At 37.9% G+C, this 16,865-nt stretch carries 10 protein-coding genes and 1 pseudogene; 6 read left to right on the top strand and 5 right to left on the bottom strand.

Annotated features, from left to right (window positions below):
• Positions 1-1,228 precede the first annotated feature (1,228 nt).
• Positions 1,229-3,901 (top strand): glucosidase, encoded by a 2,673-nt coding sequence (locus SAGCYANO_RS19195; protein WP_237396353.1) that lies wholly within the window; start codon positions 1,229-1,231, stop codon positions 3,899-3,901.
• A 417-nt stretch (positions 3,902-4,318) separates the two neighbouring features.
• Here the strand turns inward: SAGCYANO_RS19195 and SAGCYANO_RS44965 are convergent.
• Positions 4,319-5,027 (bottom strand): annotated as a pseudogene (locus tag SAGCYANO_RS44965) (transposase); the annotation flags it as partial.
• Between the two features lie 254 nt (positions 5,028-5,281).
• Between SAGCYANO_RS44965 and SAGCYANO_RS19215 the strand changes: the two are divergent.
• Positions 5,282-6,280, top strand: a complete 999-nt coding sequence (locus SAGCYANO_RS19215) for an alcohol dehydrogenase catalytic domain-containing protein (RefSeq protein ID WP_202221533.1) — start codon at positions 5,282-5,284, stop codon at positions 6,278-6,280.
• 443 nt (positions 6,281-6,723) lie between these two features.
• On the top strand, positions 6,724-7,047 hold the full coding sequence (locus tag SAGCYANO_RS19220) for a PAN domain-containing protein (RefSeq protein ID WP_202221534.1): 324 nt from the start codon (positions 6,724-6,726) through the stop codon (positions 7,045-7,047).
• A 1,004-nt stretch (positions 7,048-8,051) separates the two neighbouring features.
• Here the strand turns inward: SAGCYANO_RS19220 and SAGCYANO_RS19225 are convergent.
• Positions 8,052-9,791 (bottom strand): hypothetical protein, encoded by a 1,740-nt coding sequence (locus tag SAGCYANO_RS19225; RefSeq protein ID WP_202221535.1) that lies wholly within the window; start codon positions 9,789-9,791, stop codon positions 8,052-8,054.
• An 886-nt stretch (positions 9,792-10,677) separates the two neighbouring features.
• Positions 10,678-11,157 carry an ankyrin repeat domain-containing protein gene (locus SAGCYANO_RS19230; protein ID WP_202221536.1) on the bottom strand — a complete coding sequence of 160 codons (480 nt, stop codon included), beginning with the start codon at positions 11,155-11,157 and terminating at the stop codon, positions 10,678-10,680.
• Positions 11,158-11,707: 550 nt separating this feature from the next.
• Here SAGCYANO_RS19230 and SAGCYANO_RS19235 point away from each other — a divergent pair.
• From SAGCYANO_RS19235 to SAGCYANO_RS44970, 3 genes are all read left to right on the top strand, one after another.
• Positions 11,708-13,075 carry a lipid-A-disaccharide synthase gene (locus tag SAGCYANO_RS19235; RefSeq protein WP_202221537.1) on the top strand — a complete coding sequence of 456 codons (1,368 nt, stop codon included), beginning with the start codon at positions 11,708-11,710 and terminating at the stop codon, positions 13,073-13,075.
• Positions 13,076-13,297 carry a hypothetical protein gene (locus tag SAGCYANO_RS19240; protein ID WP_202221538.1) on the top strand — a complete coding sequence of 74 codons (222 nt, stop codon included), beginning with the start codon at positions 13,076-13,078 and terminating at the stop codon, positions 13,295-13,297. It begins immediately after the preceding gene.
• A 180-nt stretch (positions 13,298-13,477) separates the two neighbouring features.
• Positions 13,478-13,633 (top strand): hypothetical protein, encoded by a 156-nt coding sequence (locus tag SAGCYANO_RS44970; protein ID WP_237396359.1) that lies wholly within the window; start codon positions 13,478-13,480, stop codon positions 13,631-13,633.
• 183 nt (positions 13,634-13,816) lie between these two features.
• On the opposite strand, the gene SAGCYANO_RS19245 is transcribed toward SAGCYANO_RS44970, so the two are convergent.
• Positions 13,817-15,574, bottom strand: a complete 1,758-nt coding sequence (locus SAGCYANO_RS19245; protein WP_202221539.1) for an SNF2-related protein — start codon at positions 15,572-15,574, stop codon at positions 13,817-13,819.
• Positions 15,575-16,068: 494 nt separating this feature from the next.
• Positions 16,069-16,614 carry a hypothetical protein gene (locus SAGCYANO_RS19250; protein ID WP_202221540.1) on the bottom strand — a complete coding sequence of 182 codons (546 nt, stop codon included), beginning with the start codon at positions 16,612-16,614 and terminating at the stop codon, positions 16,069-16,071.
• Positions 16,615-16,865 lie beyond the last annotated feature (251 nt).

The following is a 16,865-nucleotide window of genomic DNA, read 5'->3' on the forward strand; positions in this document are numbered from 1 at the left end:
CGACCGCTTTTTTCTCCTTGAAAGGAGAGGCTTTAAACCTTAATTATTCGGTAAAAATTGTAAGAGTGATTTTTCTGCCATAATCATCCCAAAATACTAGCTTTATGCAGCTTTTTAGACCGAAAAACTTGCACTTTTTCAAGGCAAAAAAAGGCTGAAACCAATATCAGTCAATGCGCGCAATATTTAATCAGCAAGCCCTAATTATTAATTATTAATTATTAATGGCTTTGTTGCATGAAAATATATAGCTGCCGCACTTGATCCGCATATGTACTTCATAACGCGGGGAAACTACTGTAACTATTGGGCAATAGATCAATAGAACATCAATGTTTGAGGTGAAAAAGACTGAAATTTTTACCTGTAAGAGCTTTGAGGTTTAATCAGCAGAGCAATAACTATTGGACAATAGATAAATCAACATCAAGCCATCGTCAAAGATAGCGATCGCTTGGCAGTGTAGAGCAATAACTATTGGACAATAGATAAATCAACATCAAGCCATCGTCAAAGATAGCGATCGCTTGGCAGTGTAGAGTCATAACTATTGGACAATAGATAAATCAACATCAAGCCATCGTCAAAGATAGCGATCGCTTGGCAGTGTAGAGCAATAACTATTGGACAATAGATAAATCAACATCAAGCCATCGTCAAAGATAGCGATCGCTTGGCAGTGTAGAGTCATAACTATTGGACAATAGATAAATCAACATCAAGCCATCGTCAAAGATAGCGATCGCTTGGCAGTGTAGAGTCATAACTATTGGACAATAGATAAATCAACATCAAGCCATCGTCAAAGATAGCGATCGCTTGGCAGTGTAGAGCAATAACTATTGGACAATAAATAAATGAACATCAAGCCATCGCTAAAGATAGGGATATAGCTGCGGAATGGATGTTAATAATCCTACTTTCATGCAACAAAGACATTATTAATTATCAATTATCAATTATCAATTATTGAATACTGTTCCCTGCTATAGAAAGAGGGCGTTGGTAAATTAGTGTATGATATTAATCTTAATTATTTAGGAGTCAGAAGGAAAGAAAGAAGAATAAAGAGGAATAGAAGGAGAAAGTTTTTTGTTTGCGCTCTTATCTGAGCAAGACATCATACCTCAAATTACCAGCGCCAGAAATAGTTATTGTGTTACAGAATAGTTGAGCAAAATTATAATAAATTGATATTTATATTTTAAACTGTTCCGAAACATTAATTATGATGAATACTCAAAACAATAACCTATTTACCAAAGAAGAACAAAGATTAGAAGCAGACCTCAACCATGAAGCATACTGGAGACGTTGGGGGCCATACCTAAGCGAAAGACAGTGGGGAACAGTACGAGAAGACTATAGCGAAGATGGTTCTGCTTGGGATTATTTCTCCCACGAACAATCTCTTTCTCGTGCTTATCGATGGGGAGAAGACGGTATTTGTGGTATTTCAGATAATCATCAACGACTGTGCTTTGCGATCGCTCTCTGGAATAGCGAAGATCCTATTGTCAAGGAACGACTTTTTGGTTTAACGGGAAGTCAAGGAAATCATGGGGAAGATGTTAAAGAATATTATTTTTACTTAGATAATACCCCCAGTCATAGTTACATGAAGGCACTTTATAAATATCCTCAAAGTGCTTATCCTTATGCTGACTTAGTAGCAGAAAATCAACAGCGCGACCGCAAATCTTTAGAATACGAACTACTGGAGACAGGAATATTTGCAGAAAATCGTTATTTTGATGTTTTGGTCGAATATGCTAAAGCAACAACAGAAGATATCTTAATTAAAATTACAGTAAATAATCGAGGTTCAGAAACTAAGACGTTACACTTATTACCCACTCTTTGGTTTAGAAATACTTGGTCTTGGGATAATCAATCAAAAAAACCTATCCTCAAAAAAATCAATCCTGGTCTCATTGAAACAGACCACCCAACTTTAGGTAAAAGGTGGTTTTATTTTCCTCAGACAATGGAACTATTTTTCACAGAAAATGAAACTAATAAACAAACCTTATTTGGAGAAAAAAATGATTCCCCTTATACCAAAGATGGCATCAATAACTATCTAATTAACGGTCAAAAAGATGCCATTAATCCAGAGATGTATGGAACTAAATTTTCACCACATTATCGTCTAGAACTAGAACCAGGTGAAACTAAAATTGTTAAATTAAGACTTGCTAACTCCCCAGAAATTAAACAGCCTTTAGACACAGAATTTGAAGAAACTTTTCAAACCAGAATTCAAGAAGCAAATGAATTTTATCAGCGTCTTTCCCCTTGTAAAATGAAGGATGAATGGCGTAATATTCAGCGTCAAGCCTTTGCCGGACTACTCTGGACAAAACAATATTATCATTATATTGTCGAAGAATGGCTCAAAGGCGACCCTAACCAACCGCCAGTACCAGAAAACCGTAAACATATCAGAAATTATGGGTGGGTTCATCTATTTAATGATGATATAATTTCCATGCCCGATAAGTGGGAATATCCTTGGTATGCTGTTTGGGATTTAGCATTTCATGCCATACCTTTAGCAATAGTTGACCCTAATTTTGCCAAACATCAATTAGACCTAATAACCAGAGAATGGTATATGCACGCCAACGGTCAATTACCAGCTTATGAATGGAATTTTAGTGATGTAAATCCTCCCGTTCATGCTTGGGCAACTTGGCGAGTTTATCAAATTGAAAAAGAACTTTATAGTCGTAGCGATCGCAAGTTTCTCGAAAGAGTATTTCAAAAACTTTTACTCAATTTTACTTGGTGGGTAAACCAGAAGGATGTTGAGGGAAATAATGTGTTTGAAGGAGGCTTTTTAGGTTTAGATAATATTGGGGTATTTGACCGGAGTTCGGAACTACCAACCGGGGGTCATATTGAACAATCAGATGGTACAAGTTGGATGGCAATGTACTGTCTAGATATGTTAACTATTGCTCTGGAACTTGCTAAAGAAAATGATGTTTATGAAGATATTGCCTGTAAATTTTTCGAGCATTTTCTCTACATAGTTGATGCCATGAATCATTTAGGTTCAGATGGGACTCAGCTCTGGGATGAAACGGATAATTTTTATTATGATGTTCTCCACCAACCAGATAAAGAAGATATACATATAAAAATCCGTTCAATAGTAGGATTAATTCCATTATTTGCTGTGGCAATTATTGACTCAGAAACTTTGCAAAAATTACCTAAATTCCAGAAACGGGTAAAATGGTTTATGGCAAATAGGATTGACCTTAGTGCCAATATTGCTTGTATGGAAGCTTGCGGTATTGACTCAGAACGTTTACTAGCAATTGTTAGTCCCGAACGTCTGCGAATAATCCTCGAAAAAATGTTAGATGAAAATGAATTTTTCAGCGATTATGGTATTCGTTCCTTATCTCATTTCCATACCGAAAATCCCTATATTTTTAATGCTAATGGAGAAGAATATAGAGTTGATTATGAACCTGCCGAATCTACCAGTCAAATGTTTGGAGGAAATTCTAATTGGCGGGGTCCAATCTGGTTTCCAATTAATCATTTAATGATAGAATCTCTACAAAAATTTCATAACTATTTAGGTGAAGATTTTCGAGTGGAATGTCCGACAGGTTCAGGTCGGATGATGAATTTATGGGAAGTATCATTAGAAATTGAAGCGAGACTAATTAAAATCTTCCTCAAAGATAAAGATGGAAAACGTCCGGTTTATGGTGAGACAGAAATATTCCAAAATGACCCCTACTGGCAAGATTTAATTTTGTTTTATGAATATTTTCACGGCGATAATGGTGCAGGTTTAGGGGCGAGTCATCAGACTGGTTGGACTGGTTTAGTAGCAAAATTGATTCAGCAACGGAGCGAATATGTTTGTGAAATTTAGGTAAGCATTTCCTGCGGAATGCTGCGCAAACAGCACTCAGTTATTAGCTATCAGCTATCACAGGACTTACGCAAAGACACTATATATAGCGCATAACCAACAGAGCGATCGCTATAATTTTTAGAGAGCGATCGCCAAGTATTTCTTAGCCTTTCTCTATTGAGAAAAACTTAAATAGCTATCATTTTAATGGTAGGATGTTTCAGTTCAGATACTAGATATTTAGATAGTAATTGATGTTTGATATCATGTCCGGTAGCATCGGTCTTGTATAACAAAGGTAAGGAAGAAGGAAGAGGGAAGAAGGAAGAGGGAAGAGGGAAGAGGTCCGAAGGCTACCCTCGCAAGAAAAAAACCATTATTTCCTGTAGATATTCACCCTTGGGTTTACACTAACGATATAAACGGACATGATATGAGTTGATAAATAGTTTTTCCCAAAATTTCAGCTACTTTTTTCAAATGATTCCAGACCAACATAGAGCAAGCTTTTATGTTTTTTTGAATTTTTGCCAGACGACATTGACACAATTCTATTCCTGTTAACTGCTTGATTCTGGCGTGAAACTCTTCGATTTTCCATCAAGGAAAGCGACTCGAATTCTACATCATCTGTAGAAGATTTACTTAAGTCATTAGTAACAATATATTCCGTTCTATTGGCAGAAATAGTAGCCCAGAATAGCTTGATTTTTTTATCTCTTGGAAAACCTCTAATTTTTATTATTTTACCTGATATTCTTTCTGATTCATTCCAGCTTAATTTAGCAATACTTTTATATTTTTCTACACCACCAGTGTCATCCACGGGCGCGATTTATTTTTAAGGGGCAATAATAAATTTTTCCTAAGTTATCTATAAAAGCCATTAATCTTTGCCTTGCATACCAACTATCCATCAATACAGTTTGAAATGGTAATTTCTTCTCATTTACCACATTCAATATCATTTCTTCAACATAGTCAAACTCAAGTTTTTTTGTCACTATCTGGATCATAAATACGATAATCTAGTATCCGCGCATTGCTCGGTTTGGGGATTAAAATAGATACAATTAACTACTCCTATTCCTCGAATTACTTGATGTTCATTACCGCTATATTGTCGTCGCACAAGTGCCTCTTTTCCTCTTGAAAAGCTGACTGCTGAATGCTGAGTGCTGAGTGCTACTTCAACTACCAACTGTTTTTGAGCGCACCCTGGATGTTGTGCCGCAACTGCGATATAATTGTAGGTTAGGCGTAACAAAAACGCCTCCCAAAAATTGGCCTAGTCCCAATTTTTTCTCACCTAAAAATTAATACGGAGCCTCTATGCGAGCAATTCGCCAACTAGAAACGAATTCGCCTGTCGTTATAGACGAAGTGTCAGAACCTATCTTGAAAGACGGAGATGTCCTCGTACGAATTGAGGCAGCCGGTGTACTGAGTTATCACGAAGACGTTTTGGCCGGTCGTCTCGGATACGCTTTACCAGAAAATCCGTTTACGCCTGGTAACGATGGAGTCGGAATCGTTGAAGCAACTGGCAAAACTGTAGTCCATGTTTCTGTCGGCGATAGAGTCGCGATCGATCCGCGAATCTTTGCTCGCGAAAATGTTTCAGAACCGGACGGTATGCTATTGGCGCTCACAGGTTTAACCGTTGGTGCTGTCGAGGTTCAGAAACTATGGCCAGACGGTACCTGGGCAGAAAAAGTCGCGGTTCCGAGCGAGAACGTAACCAAACTACCCACTATTGCCGGGATGGACGGAGTGGGGTTGTCCCGGTTGCACAAGTTCGCAGTGTGTTACGGGGGACTCTCGCGAGCGCAACTAGCTGGCGGTGATACGGTGGCTGTACTCGGCGCAACTGGTAATTTCGGCTCACCGGCCGTGCCCTTGTCGCTCGCAATGGGAGCCTCAAAAGTCATTGCTCTCGGACGCAATGAGTCTGTCCTGGACAAACTGAGCAAGCTAAGTCCACGAGTATTTCCAGTGAAACTCATGGGTGACCCGGAAGCTGATGCTGCCGAACTAAGAAAAATTGTTCCTGGGGGGATTGACCTTGGTATCGATCTAATTGGGCAAGCTAAGGACTCGAGCGGAATTCAAGCTGTGATTGGCGGCCTTCGTAACGGCGGGCGAGTCGCGATTCAAGGCTCTATGGATGTCCCCCTTGAACTCCCCTACGGCAGCATCATGGCTCGTAATATCACGATCATTGGAGCATTTATGTACCCACGCGATACGTTTAGGAAACTGGGCGTGCTAGTCGAATCTGGCGCCCTCGATCTGGACTGCGTGGAGGTTCATACGTTCCCGTTGGAAGAAGTCAACAAGGCAATGCAAAGAGCCGCAGAGATACGGGGGCTTGGCCATGTTGTCCTCACTCCGTAGCCTTTATCTCAACGTTGGTTGAAGACCCGCGCTCTCCCGTTGGCGGAGCCTAGCGGCAGCTATTAGGGGAGCGTCGTATGGGAAAACCAATCAATTTTGGGGCGCATGTCAATAGTGTGTTAGACTTAAAATATGGCTGCTGGGCTAGCAGTGTCAGTCTGTGGAGCGACTGTAAGACCGAAAAGAGGCTCGACCTTGGAGGCTGGTGCATTGTTAGCGCAGCTCCTCTGCAAGAGGCAGCAGAAAGACCTAAGAGCGCGATGGTTAGGAATCCCGCGCTGTCTCGTAGAGCAGCGTCGGGAGGATGTCAAGCGGAGCTATCTGCTACAGAGAAGGAAAAATTAAGAAAATATTAGAGAAAAAGGTCTTGATCTGAGGGAGAGGTAAAAATATTCTGAAAGTTCCTTTTGAACAGCACCCAATACAAGGAAAAGAAGAGACAAATGAAAAGATTGTGGAAAATGATTCCAGGAATCATGCTGGTAGCATCAGTTTTTTTCGGTACTATGCTGGGAAATGTAACGTCAGCTCTTGCAGAGGATATGGGACCCTTGTCGTTTGATGTATTTATCCGAGGGCGAGTGCTTGCTGTTACCGATGTTTTTGGCCCAGAAGAATGTTCTGACTTATGTGCAAGTGATTCTGAGTGTTTAGCAGTGAATTGGTTTCGACGTACATCAACTTGTACGGAGTTAATTGCTTACTTTTCAGCAGAAGTAAATCCAGGCTATGTTTCTGCATTAAAACCCCAAGGTTACAGTAACTAATCGCAATCTGGCGTTGGTAAATTAGGGTGTGATATTAATCTTAATTTCTTAGGAGTCAACCCACCCTCGCCCCTCCCCTCCCAGGAGGGGAGGGGAACTCAGGAGTCAGGAGTCAGGAGGGAAGAAAGAAGAAGAAATAAGAAATAGAAGGAGAAAGTTTTTTGTTTGCTGGCGCACAACGCACCTTAACGCGGAGTGCGGAACTGAGTTCTATCCCGCTCTTATCTGGACATGATATCATACCTCTTTTCACCTAGGAGTCAGGAGTCAGGGGGAAAGAAAAAAGAAGAAATAAGGAAAAGCTAGTGCAGGATGGCAGAAATAACTAGGGTTTGCTGAAAAAGTCTTTTTGCTCTTTGTAGGAGACAGGAGACAGGAGACAACCCACCCCTAACCCCTCCCAGGAGGGGAGAACGGGGAATGTAGAGGAGGTAGGAGCGGGCGTTTTGTCTCTCAATTTTTCTGCCATAATCATCCCAAAATACTAGCTTTATGCAGCTCTTGCCACCGAAAAGCTGGTACTTTTTTCTACTCTAAAACGCTAAAACCAATATCAGTCAATACTTTTAGAATTAATCAGCAAGCCCTAACTAACCAGTTAAAAAATCCTAAAAGCCTTACCAATCAAAAATGATTGACTTTTGACTTTTGACTTTTGACGTACGCTGACTTTTGATATCAAATCCGGTGGGGTTGCACATAGAATCTGACTATATAATATCTGTTTATAATTTCTTAAATTACTCCAATATTAGACATCTCTTCCACGGATAGGGAGTAGGTATGGAGGGGGAAATAATTGATAATTTCTGTACGATGTAGATATTGATTTTTTATTATTGGAGATGTCTATCTAGGGTTTGCTGAAAAAGTCTTATGGGCTAGGGGTGGGTCCCCTACTCTCAACTATATAGTAAGTATTCAACCGGATTTGATATGACTTCCGCGTAGCGGCACTAGCTGTTTGCGGAGCATTCTGACAGAGAAATGCTAAAAGCTGATAGCTAGTTAACTATTTGAGTTTGATTCAACAAAAAAGCTTTACCAGTTTCAGTATCAAACGCCCAAGCTTTAAGTTTAACCTTTCCTTGAGGAATTTCTTCAATAGTAAAAGACTTTTGCCAACCAGAATCTAAATAAGCTGAATTATCAAAATATTCCCTAACACTAGGTCTCGGCATTCTCTGATTAATTAACTTAAATATTATGTCTTCTCCCTCCGCATTTTCGTAAGTTAAAATCACACCATCAGCAACTTCATTTCTTTCGGGTAAAATTGCCCAACCATTAGCAACATAAATCCGGTCGTCAATTTTATTGACCCTATCAAAATAACCATAAATTAAATCTTTTTGTGTCTCTCCAGCAATATCTTTAATATTCTTACTCTTGACTAAACCAGGTTGTAAAAAACCTAATTTATCTAAAATATTAGCTGTCTTTCTCAGAGGTTCAGGACTTCTTTTAGTCACCAAACATTCATCTTGAGGAACAACATTTATCATTAATAGACAAGCCTTACTTTGTAATAAAATTGCTCGGCGATCGCTCATTCTCTCTACAGCATTAATAGTGGTCTTAAGATGTAAGATAATCAAAATACTAACTAAAAAATAGGAAGCATATTTAATCAACTTTGTCTGAACATTTTTTTGACTAGCTAACTGCCAAAAAATAGCCAAAAGATAAACCAAAGAAACCATCAAATATAATGAAAAAGCCGTATATCTTGGAGCCAAAGATTGTCCGACACCAAAACCAACTCTACCCACAGCAGTTACAGCACCACTAATAATTCCATAAATCCCAATTATTAGCCAACCAATTAAACGATGTAACAATAAAAAATCTGTTTTAACTAACCAAAAAAACTTCCAACCTAAAAATAGCCAAAAACCAAATACCAAACCTCCAACTATTGTCGCCACAGTTAAATTTTCAAATCCTAAAGGAGCGCCTAAAAAAGCTAAAAAATAATGAATTGTCTCAACTGGATGAGCTATAGCAGATAAAAAACTCGGATGTTTATCAGGCTTTTGATAATCATAAAAATACACTATTACATTGGCAACTAAACCCAACAACCCACCGATAATTATCCAAATATTCTTAGTAAAAACTTCCTCAAATTTTCCAGAAGCTAAAATTGCCAATGCTGGAAAAACTAATACCCAAATCAACATTCCATTAGCATAAGAAAAAGTACTAACCGTACAGAGACAAAAACAAATAATAAACTTAGTTCTTAAACTCAATTTTTTCTGGGAAATAACCAAACAACCAGTCAAACAAGCAATAGGAATATAAACCACAATTTGAATTCCCCAAAGCCAATTTTCATATTGAGCAGGAGAAAAAATTACTAAATTAGAAATTGCCAAGAGCAAAAATTGAGTAACAATACTCGCCCTAACAGTCAACCTATTTAAACAATAAATATTGAAAGAAACAACACAAGTCAACAGAAATATCACCAACATTTCATATCTGACATCCCAATTAGTCAAATAAGCTAAACCAATAAAAATTAGCCTGGGAAAAAATTTTCTACTTTCATGGAATTGAGCAAATAAATCGCTAAAAGATAAATTTCCAGCATAGATTTTCTCAAACATTACCGCCAGAGGCCATTGGTCAGAAAAAGGAAAATTTACGCTATATTTAATCATGCAAATTCCCATGAATAAAACTGGCAAAAAAATCAGACATAAAATAGGAATTTGTTGGCGGTTGAATTGTTGCATGCAGTATATTTTTTTTAATTGAAAGAAAGCATATAGCGTTTCTCAAATTGGTGAGATACAGTTTTAGATCCCCCCTAACCCCCCTTAGTAAGGGAGTAAGGGGGGAACTGCTTAAAAAGAGGGGAGGTTTCAAAGTCCCCCTTTTTAAGCTATGCTTTATAAACATCTTTCTTAACATAAAACTTGACAAAAAAGACAAGTTATGTGTAAGTCTGGGAGCGGCTTTTTCTGGAGAAAATTGTATTGAAAAATACACTATGAGTGAGGACTGTAGACAAAATTCTTACTTCCCACACCCCCCACCCTACCCACACTCCCCACCCTTCCACAAGGGTTTCAGGAGTTCCTTATCAGGGATAGCTTTTTAAGGGGGATGCGCGGGGGATCGTAAATGTACCTCATCTTTATGAGAAATGCTATAACAGAGATTTATAATATTATCAGGACTTACGCAAAGGCACTATATATGGGGTATTGGTCTGTTACGCTAGCGCTAACACACCCTACCAATAGCGCTCATGCGTAAGTCCTAATTATTTGGAAATATAAATTATACAGCAGATTTCAAGTATCTAAAGAAATATTTGGCACGGGAGCAAGATGCTCCCACTGCCGTGTATTCTCATAATTCTATTGAAAAATTATTCAATCAAGCGGATTTTAAATTGGAGGGAAAAGATACAGCGTATTCCACTTTGGTGAGGTACAATCACGCGAGCAAGATGCTTCCTCGCGAGCAAGATGCTCGGACTGGGAAGATTTAATTATTAATATCTGTACTTCATATACTTGGAATTTGCTGTAAAAGTTGACAGCTTTTTATTTACTCCAAAAAATAATAACCCTGTAGAGACATTGTATGCAACATCCCTGCTGCCTAAAATAACTAATTATCGCGATCGCGTACCTGCTTTAGCAACTCTACCACATCCTTATGACCTTCCGAATTTGCCCAAACCAAAGCCGTCCATTTATTGTTATCTTTAGCCTTGATATCTGCTCCCCGGTCTAACAAAATTTGCACGACATCAGTATGACCACTACCAGCAGCAGTCATCAGCGCAGTCAAGCCAAAATTAGTAGTAGCATTGACATCAGCGCCAGCATCCAACAATAGTTCTAAAATTTCCCGATCGCCACTACCAGCAGCACCCATCAAAGGTACCCAACCATCATTATCATTGTTATTGACATCAGCGCCAGCAGCCAATAATTTTTTAACTATCTCTATATGGCCAGCTTCCACAGCAGCAATTAAAGAAGTGGAACCTTCCGAGTCTTTAGCATCGATCTCTGTACCTTCACTCAGCAAAGTTTCGACTTGAGAAATATCTCCAGTTTTAACCACATCAATTAATTCTGTCATCTTAATTTTCTCCTATAATTTGGTTTTATCTAAAGTTAAGAGGATATCTGAAAAGTTGTTTAATACTGAATTTTGCCCCCCTAACCCCCCAATTCTGGGGGGAACAAGAATCCATTAGCTGGTAAAAGTCCCCCAATGCGTGGGGGATGCGCGGGGGCGCGTGATGTAGCAAATGAGACTTCTCAGACAACCTCTAAGTATATTAGATATCTCCAGAAAATAAACTTGCTCTTTATTTAACATAAGCTAGAAAAGTTGTTTAATACTGAATTTTGCCCCCCTAACCCCCCAATTCTGGGGGGAACAAGAATCCATTAGCTGGTAAAAGTCCCCCAATGCGTGGGGGATGCGCGGGGGCGCGTGATGTAGCAAATGAGACTTCTCAGACAACCTCTAAGTATATTAGATATCTCCAGAAAATAAACTTGCTCTTTATTTAACATAAGCTAGAGTTGTAACAGTCATTTACAAAATCATTTTTCATAGTCTTTGGCCGTGAAAATCTATTCCCTATTACCTATTCCCTATTCCCTGTTCCCTATTTCCTACTATGAAAATTGATATTGTCATCCTCTCAAATGGGCCCGGAGAATTAGTTACTTGGGCGCGACCTGTTGTGCAACAGTTACGACAACAGACAAATAAGGAAATCAGAATTTCTGTTATTCTCTCACCTTGTCCCCATGCTACTGGAAAAGAAGCAGCGATCGCTCTTTCTTATCCAGAAATAGACCGAGTACAACCCGCAGAATATTTTTGGCGGTTTTTGCTTCAGGGAAAAACGGCGGAAAATTGGCACTGGCATCCACAGGGAATAGTTTTATTTTTGGGAGGCGACCAATTTTTTACTGTTGCGGTGGGAAAACGCCTTGGTTATCGTACTGTTATTTATGCTGAATGGGATGCTAGATGGTGGCGCTGGATAGATAAATTTGGCGTAATGAAACCAGAAGTTGCTGCTGAAGTACCATCAAAATATGCTGAAAAATTTACAGTAGTGGGAGATTTGATGGCGGAAGTAACCAGTACAGGACTTACGCAAATTAACCTTGAAAACACTATATGTAGGGGCGAATGGCATTCGCCCTCACTTGATTTAGTTTCCATGCGTAAGTCCTGTCGTGATATAAACTTACCTACAACTGAGGAAAATATTGTTGAGTTAATTGGGTTATTGCCTGGGTCGAAACCTACCAAGTTATCTTTAGGTGTACCTTTAACTTTAGCGATCGCTCAACATCTCCACAAAGTACGCCCGCAAACAAGATTTATTATTCCAGTTGCTCCTACTCTGGAATTATCTACTTTAGCTAGTTTTGCCGACTCTCGAAAAAATCCGGCAGTTCAAAAAATGGGTGGTGTTGAGGCGAAATTATTAATTCCTCCAGACTCCGAGACAGAAAATCCTAAATTGGTCACACCAACAGGTTTAGAGGTGGAATTAATAACGCGCACTCCTGCTTACGATATACTTTCCCAATGTCGTCTTTGCTTAACCACAGTCGGTGCTAATACTGCTGAGTTGGGTTCGTTGGCAATACCAATGATTGTATTATTACCCACACAACAACTAGATATTATGAGAGCTTGGGATGGTTTACCTGGGTTGTTAGCAAATTTACCAGGGGTAGGTGCTGCTTTTGCTGCCGGAATTAATTGGTTAGTGTTGCGTAAGGGAAAACTGTTTGCTTGGCCGAATATTTGGGCAAAACAGGAAATTGTGCCGGAGTTGGTAGGGAAACTGACACCGGAAACAGTAGCAGAGTTGGTATTAGATTTTTTGAGCCATCCAGAAAAATTAGCAGAAATGCGCGATCGTCTCAGAAGTGTCAGAGGTCAATCGGGAGCGGCACAAAAGTTGGCTGAAATTGTTTTATCGTTAGCGTCAGAGATCAACCGGGAGCAGCACAAAAGTTAGTTGAAATTGTTTTATCGTTGTTATGCTCCGAAAGTGTTGAGTATTAGACATCTCCAGAAAAGAGGCAACAGGCAACAGGCAACCCACCCCCAACCCCTCCGAGGAGACAGGGCTAATTCATTGTCACGAGAGAAAAAAGAAGTAGGGGAGTGGGGAGTGGGGGAGTGGGGGAGTAGGGGAGTGGGGAGTGGGGGAGTAAAGTCAATTCATCGTCACGCTTAGAAAAATTGTATCCTTTGAAATTTTGAAATTTCCTACATCTTAACTAGAATTAGTTAACCAAAAATATAGGGTTGTAAATATTCTCTGACGACAATGAATTAGCCCTGCTCCCAGGAGGGGAATAATATCAAATCCGGTTCAACAGTTATAGAATGGTTAAGTCTTTAGAAGTCAGCAATTTTGCAATTCATATCATGTCCGGTAGCATCGGTATTGTATAGAGAAGGTAAGGAAGACCGAAGTTGGAAGAAGGAAGAAGCTTTAAGAGAAGGAAAAACCTTATATGGCGCTAGATATTTCCCCAACTTTATACACAAACGATACCAACGGACATGATATCAGGATAAGAAAGAATTAGAAAGATGAGCGTAGTTATAGCAATTGGAGAATTTTTTTTATTCCAATTAAGTAGATTTGATCTAATTGATAATTTATGGATAATAATTGATTTTATTTTTGATTTTTGGAGATGTCTATTAGTGGTAGTTAGACATTTTATGGTCGAAAAATACCTGAAATTCAGTATCCAAGTTTATCCTCTAATTCTTCAATTTTATCCTCCACTTTTTTTCTTTCTCTTTCTTGCTTTTCAATTGTTTTTTCTAATTCAAATTTTTGAGCAGTATGAGATGTAATTACTAAATCTTCTCGGAGAGTAGCTATCTTTTCACTATATACGTCATATTGCTTTTGAAGACTATCTAGTTCCTTTTGTAGACGTTGATTTTTCTGTGCTTTTATAGACTCTTGACTTGGTAATTTAGCCTTTATTTTCTGAGGAGTTTCGATGTCGAAAATATCTAACCAGTCTTCTGTAGTTACAGAATTTTCAATTGCTTCAACAGCAAGAGGATCGATTATATTCTCAACAAGTAAACGTTTTTCAATCAATTTCTTCTTAATCCTTTCCTCGATGGTATCCTTCATCCAAAAACTATAAACTGTTAAGCTTTTTGTTTGTCCAATTCTATGAGCTCTATCTTCAGCATTTTGCATCTTTGCTGGATTCCAGAGATGATCGAAGTGGATTACATAAGAAGCTTCTGTCAAAGTTAAACCAAAGCCTACAGATTGAATAGTGGCAAGAAAAACATTTATTTCTGGCTTGCTGCGAAAATCACTAATTATTTGATTTCGGTTTTCCTCAGATATTCCACCCTTGTACAAAACAAACCTAATTTTTTTCTCAGTTAACAATTTTGCAAGTTTATCAACTCCTTCGAGAACATACTGAGAAAATATGATAACTTTCTGGTTATTCGCTACTATTATGCCGAGATATTCAAGCAATCTATCTGTCTTCGGACTGGTGTATTTTTCCTTGGCAAAGTTACAAATTTGCTTCAATTTGTTGAGGAGGGCAAATATATGAGTTTTTTTAACTTCACTTTGATTACTAATAATAGTTTGAATCTTTTGGCGGCCAGCATTTAGAGTTTCATCATAAACCTTTTGTTGATTTTCATCTAACTCTAACCAATCTTCTTGGCAAATTTTTTCAGGCAAATCTTTTAAAACATCTTGCTTTAATCTACGCAGTGTATATGGTTCTATCGTACTTCTAATTTCTTCATTTGAGTAATTATTTTCTGTCTTAAATAAATCGGGATTAATAAATGAAAAAAGTGCTTTAACATCCTCAATACTATTTTCAATTGGTGTACCAGTTAACGCCCATCTGTATTTAGAATTTAACTTGCGGACTGCCTTAGAACGACCAATATTTCTATTTTTTATATTTTGAGCTTCATCTAAGATAATACAATCAAATTTATTCAAATCAACTAATACATTTTCTGATAAATCATTACGGAGAGTATCATAGGTTGTAATATATATATGAGCTGGTATTTCCCATAATTTACGGCGCTTTCTACTACCTCCTCTAACAATTATTACATAAAGTTCTGGTGTCCAAAGATAACAATGACCGCTCCATCCTTCTGGCTTTTCAGTTTCAATAGTTAGTGCGACACTACCAATTACTGCTGGAGGACAAACTATCAAAGCAGATTTAATATTTCCTTGTCTAAAAAGAAAACGTATTGCATTTACTGTTTGGACAGTTTTACCTGTACCCATTTCGTCTGCTAGTAAAGCTGAATTTTTTTTGATTAACCACAATATTCCTTGTTGCTGATAACCTCTTAAAGGTTGATATAAATCAAACTCATCTGAAAAATCAAATGATAAAGGTGGTTGTAATAAAGGTTTTAATAAATCCCAGTAATCTACTTGGTTAGTTAAATAATTAGCTTTCTGAGCTTGCTCGATCAAAAGTTTTTTTTCTTCATTTCCAAGTCCAGATAAGTTTTTTCTAATTTGTTGATTTTCATCTTCAAAAACTTTCCCATCAACTTTTTTTACTTTAAGCAGCTCAAGTAGGTTATCTGAAATATGTGTCTGCGGAAATTGAAAATTATATTTAAGGACTTTAGGCTGAACAATTAATTTTATTAGGTTGCCGCTAAGGTTTTTATTCGTATGAAAAATATCGGTGTAATCAAAATTTGTAGGTTGTGGAATAAGGAACAGAATTTCAGAAATTTTAAAGTTTTTAGGATTCGGAATTGGCTCATATATTTTTAGTATATTTGGAACAACAAACAAAAGGTTATTAGAAACTCGGACTTTTGAAATAGTGAAACATAAATTATTTGAAATTAGTGGAATAGGTATCTCAAAATATATGCGAAAGCAAGCTGGTTTTCTAACTCCAGAAATTTGCCTGGTTATCTGTTTAGCAAAATAACGTATCACCCCCATTGATATTATTCTACTCCTTTATCGTTCTGCTCATGCACTTGTTGACAAGCTAACTGACTACGATCAAATGGTTCTAGTATATTTCTTCGATAATATATTGATTCTAATTGCTTTGCTATACTTTCTAGTTCTGTACTAAAGTTATCTGAAGTCGTTAAAATCAGAGGAGGATAATTTGAATTTATAGAATTTAATTGAACCGTGGAAGTTTTGAGACCATATTGTGGTTCGTCTTCCCTAATAACTAAAATAGTAGGTATCTCCTGTCTAGTATTAATTTCCAGTAATAGTGGTTCTTGTACTAGGATGAGCTGGCTTTTTGTCTCAGTTGCAGTTAACAAAGGAGCTGCTATTAGTTCTACAAAAATATGCTCTTTCAGCAGTTCACCGTACAAAGTTTCTTGAAAATTTGTAGGACGAATTGGTTCAGTGACTCGAAATTCTAGTGGCTTAGTTTCGTAATCTGTAACAAGTATAGAACCTCTAATCACATTTCCGTCTTCAAAATCAAAACAAGAAATAAAAGCTATTTTGATATCGTTAATATTCATTAGTTTCAGAAAAGAAATAAAAATAAAATTGTTTGACTTTAAGCTTTCAGTACAACCAATATAATTATTTGCGATTTTAGTTGATTTGTCAATTATTTTTACCGAAAAATTGTGGTTTAAAGCCTCCCCTTTTAAGGGGATAAAAAGCGGTCTCCGGATGGCGTTTGCTATCGCAAAGCTGCGCTAACAGCGGAGCGGCTCTGATAAGAGCGGTCTCCTCGCCATATCCAATCGACCAAGAGAAGAAAAAT

The organism is Okeania sp. KiyG1 (assembly GCF_014132355.1).
Classification (GTDB): Bacteria; Cyanobacteriota; Cyanobacteriia; order Cyanobacteriales; family Microcoleaceae; genus Okeania.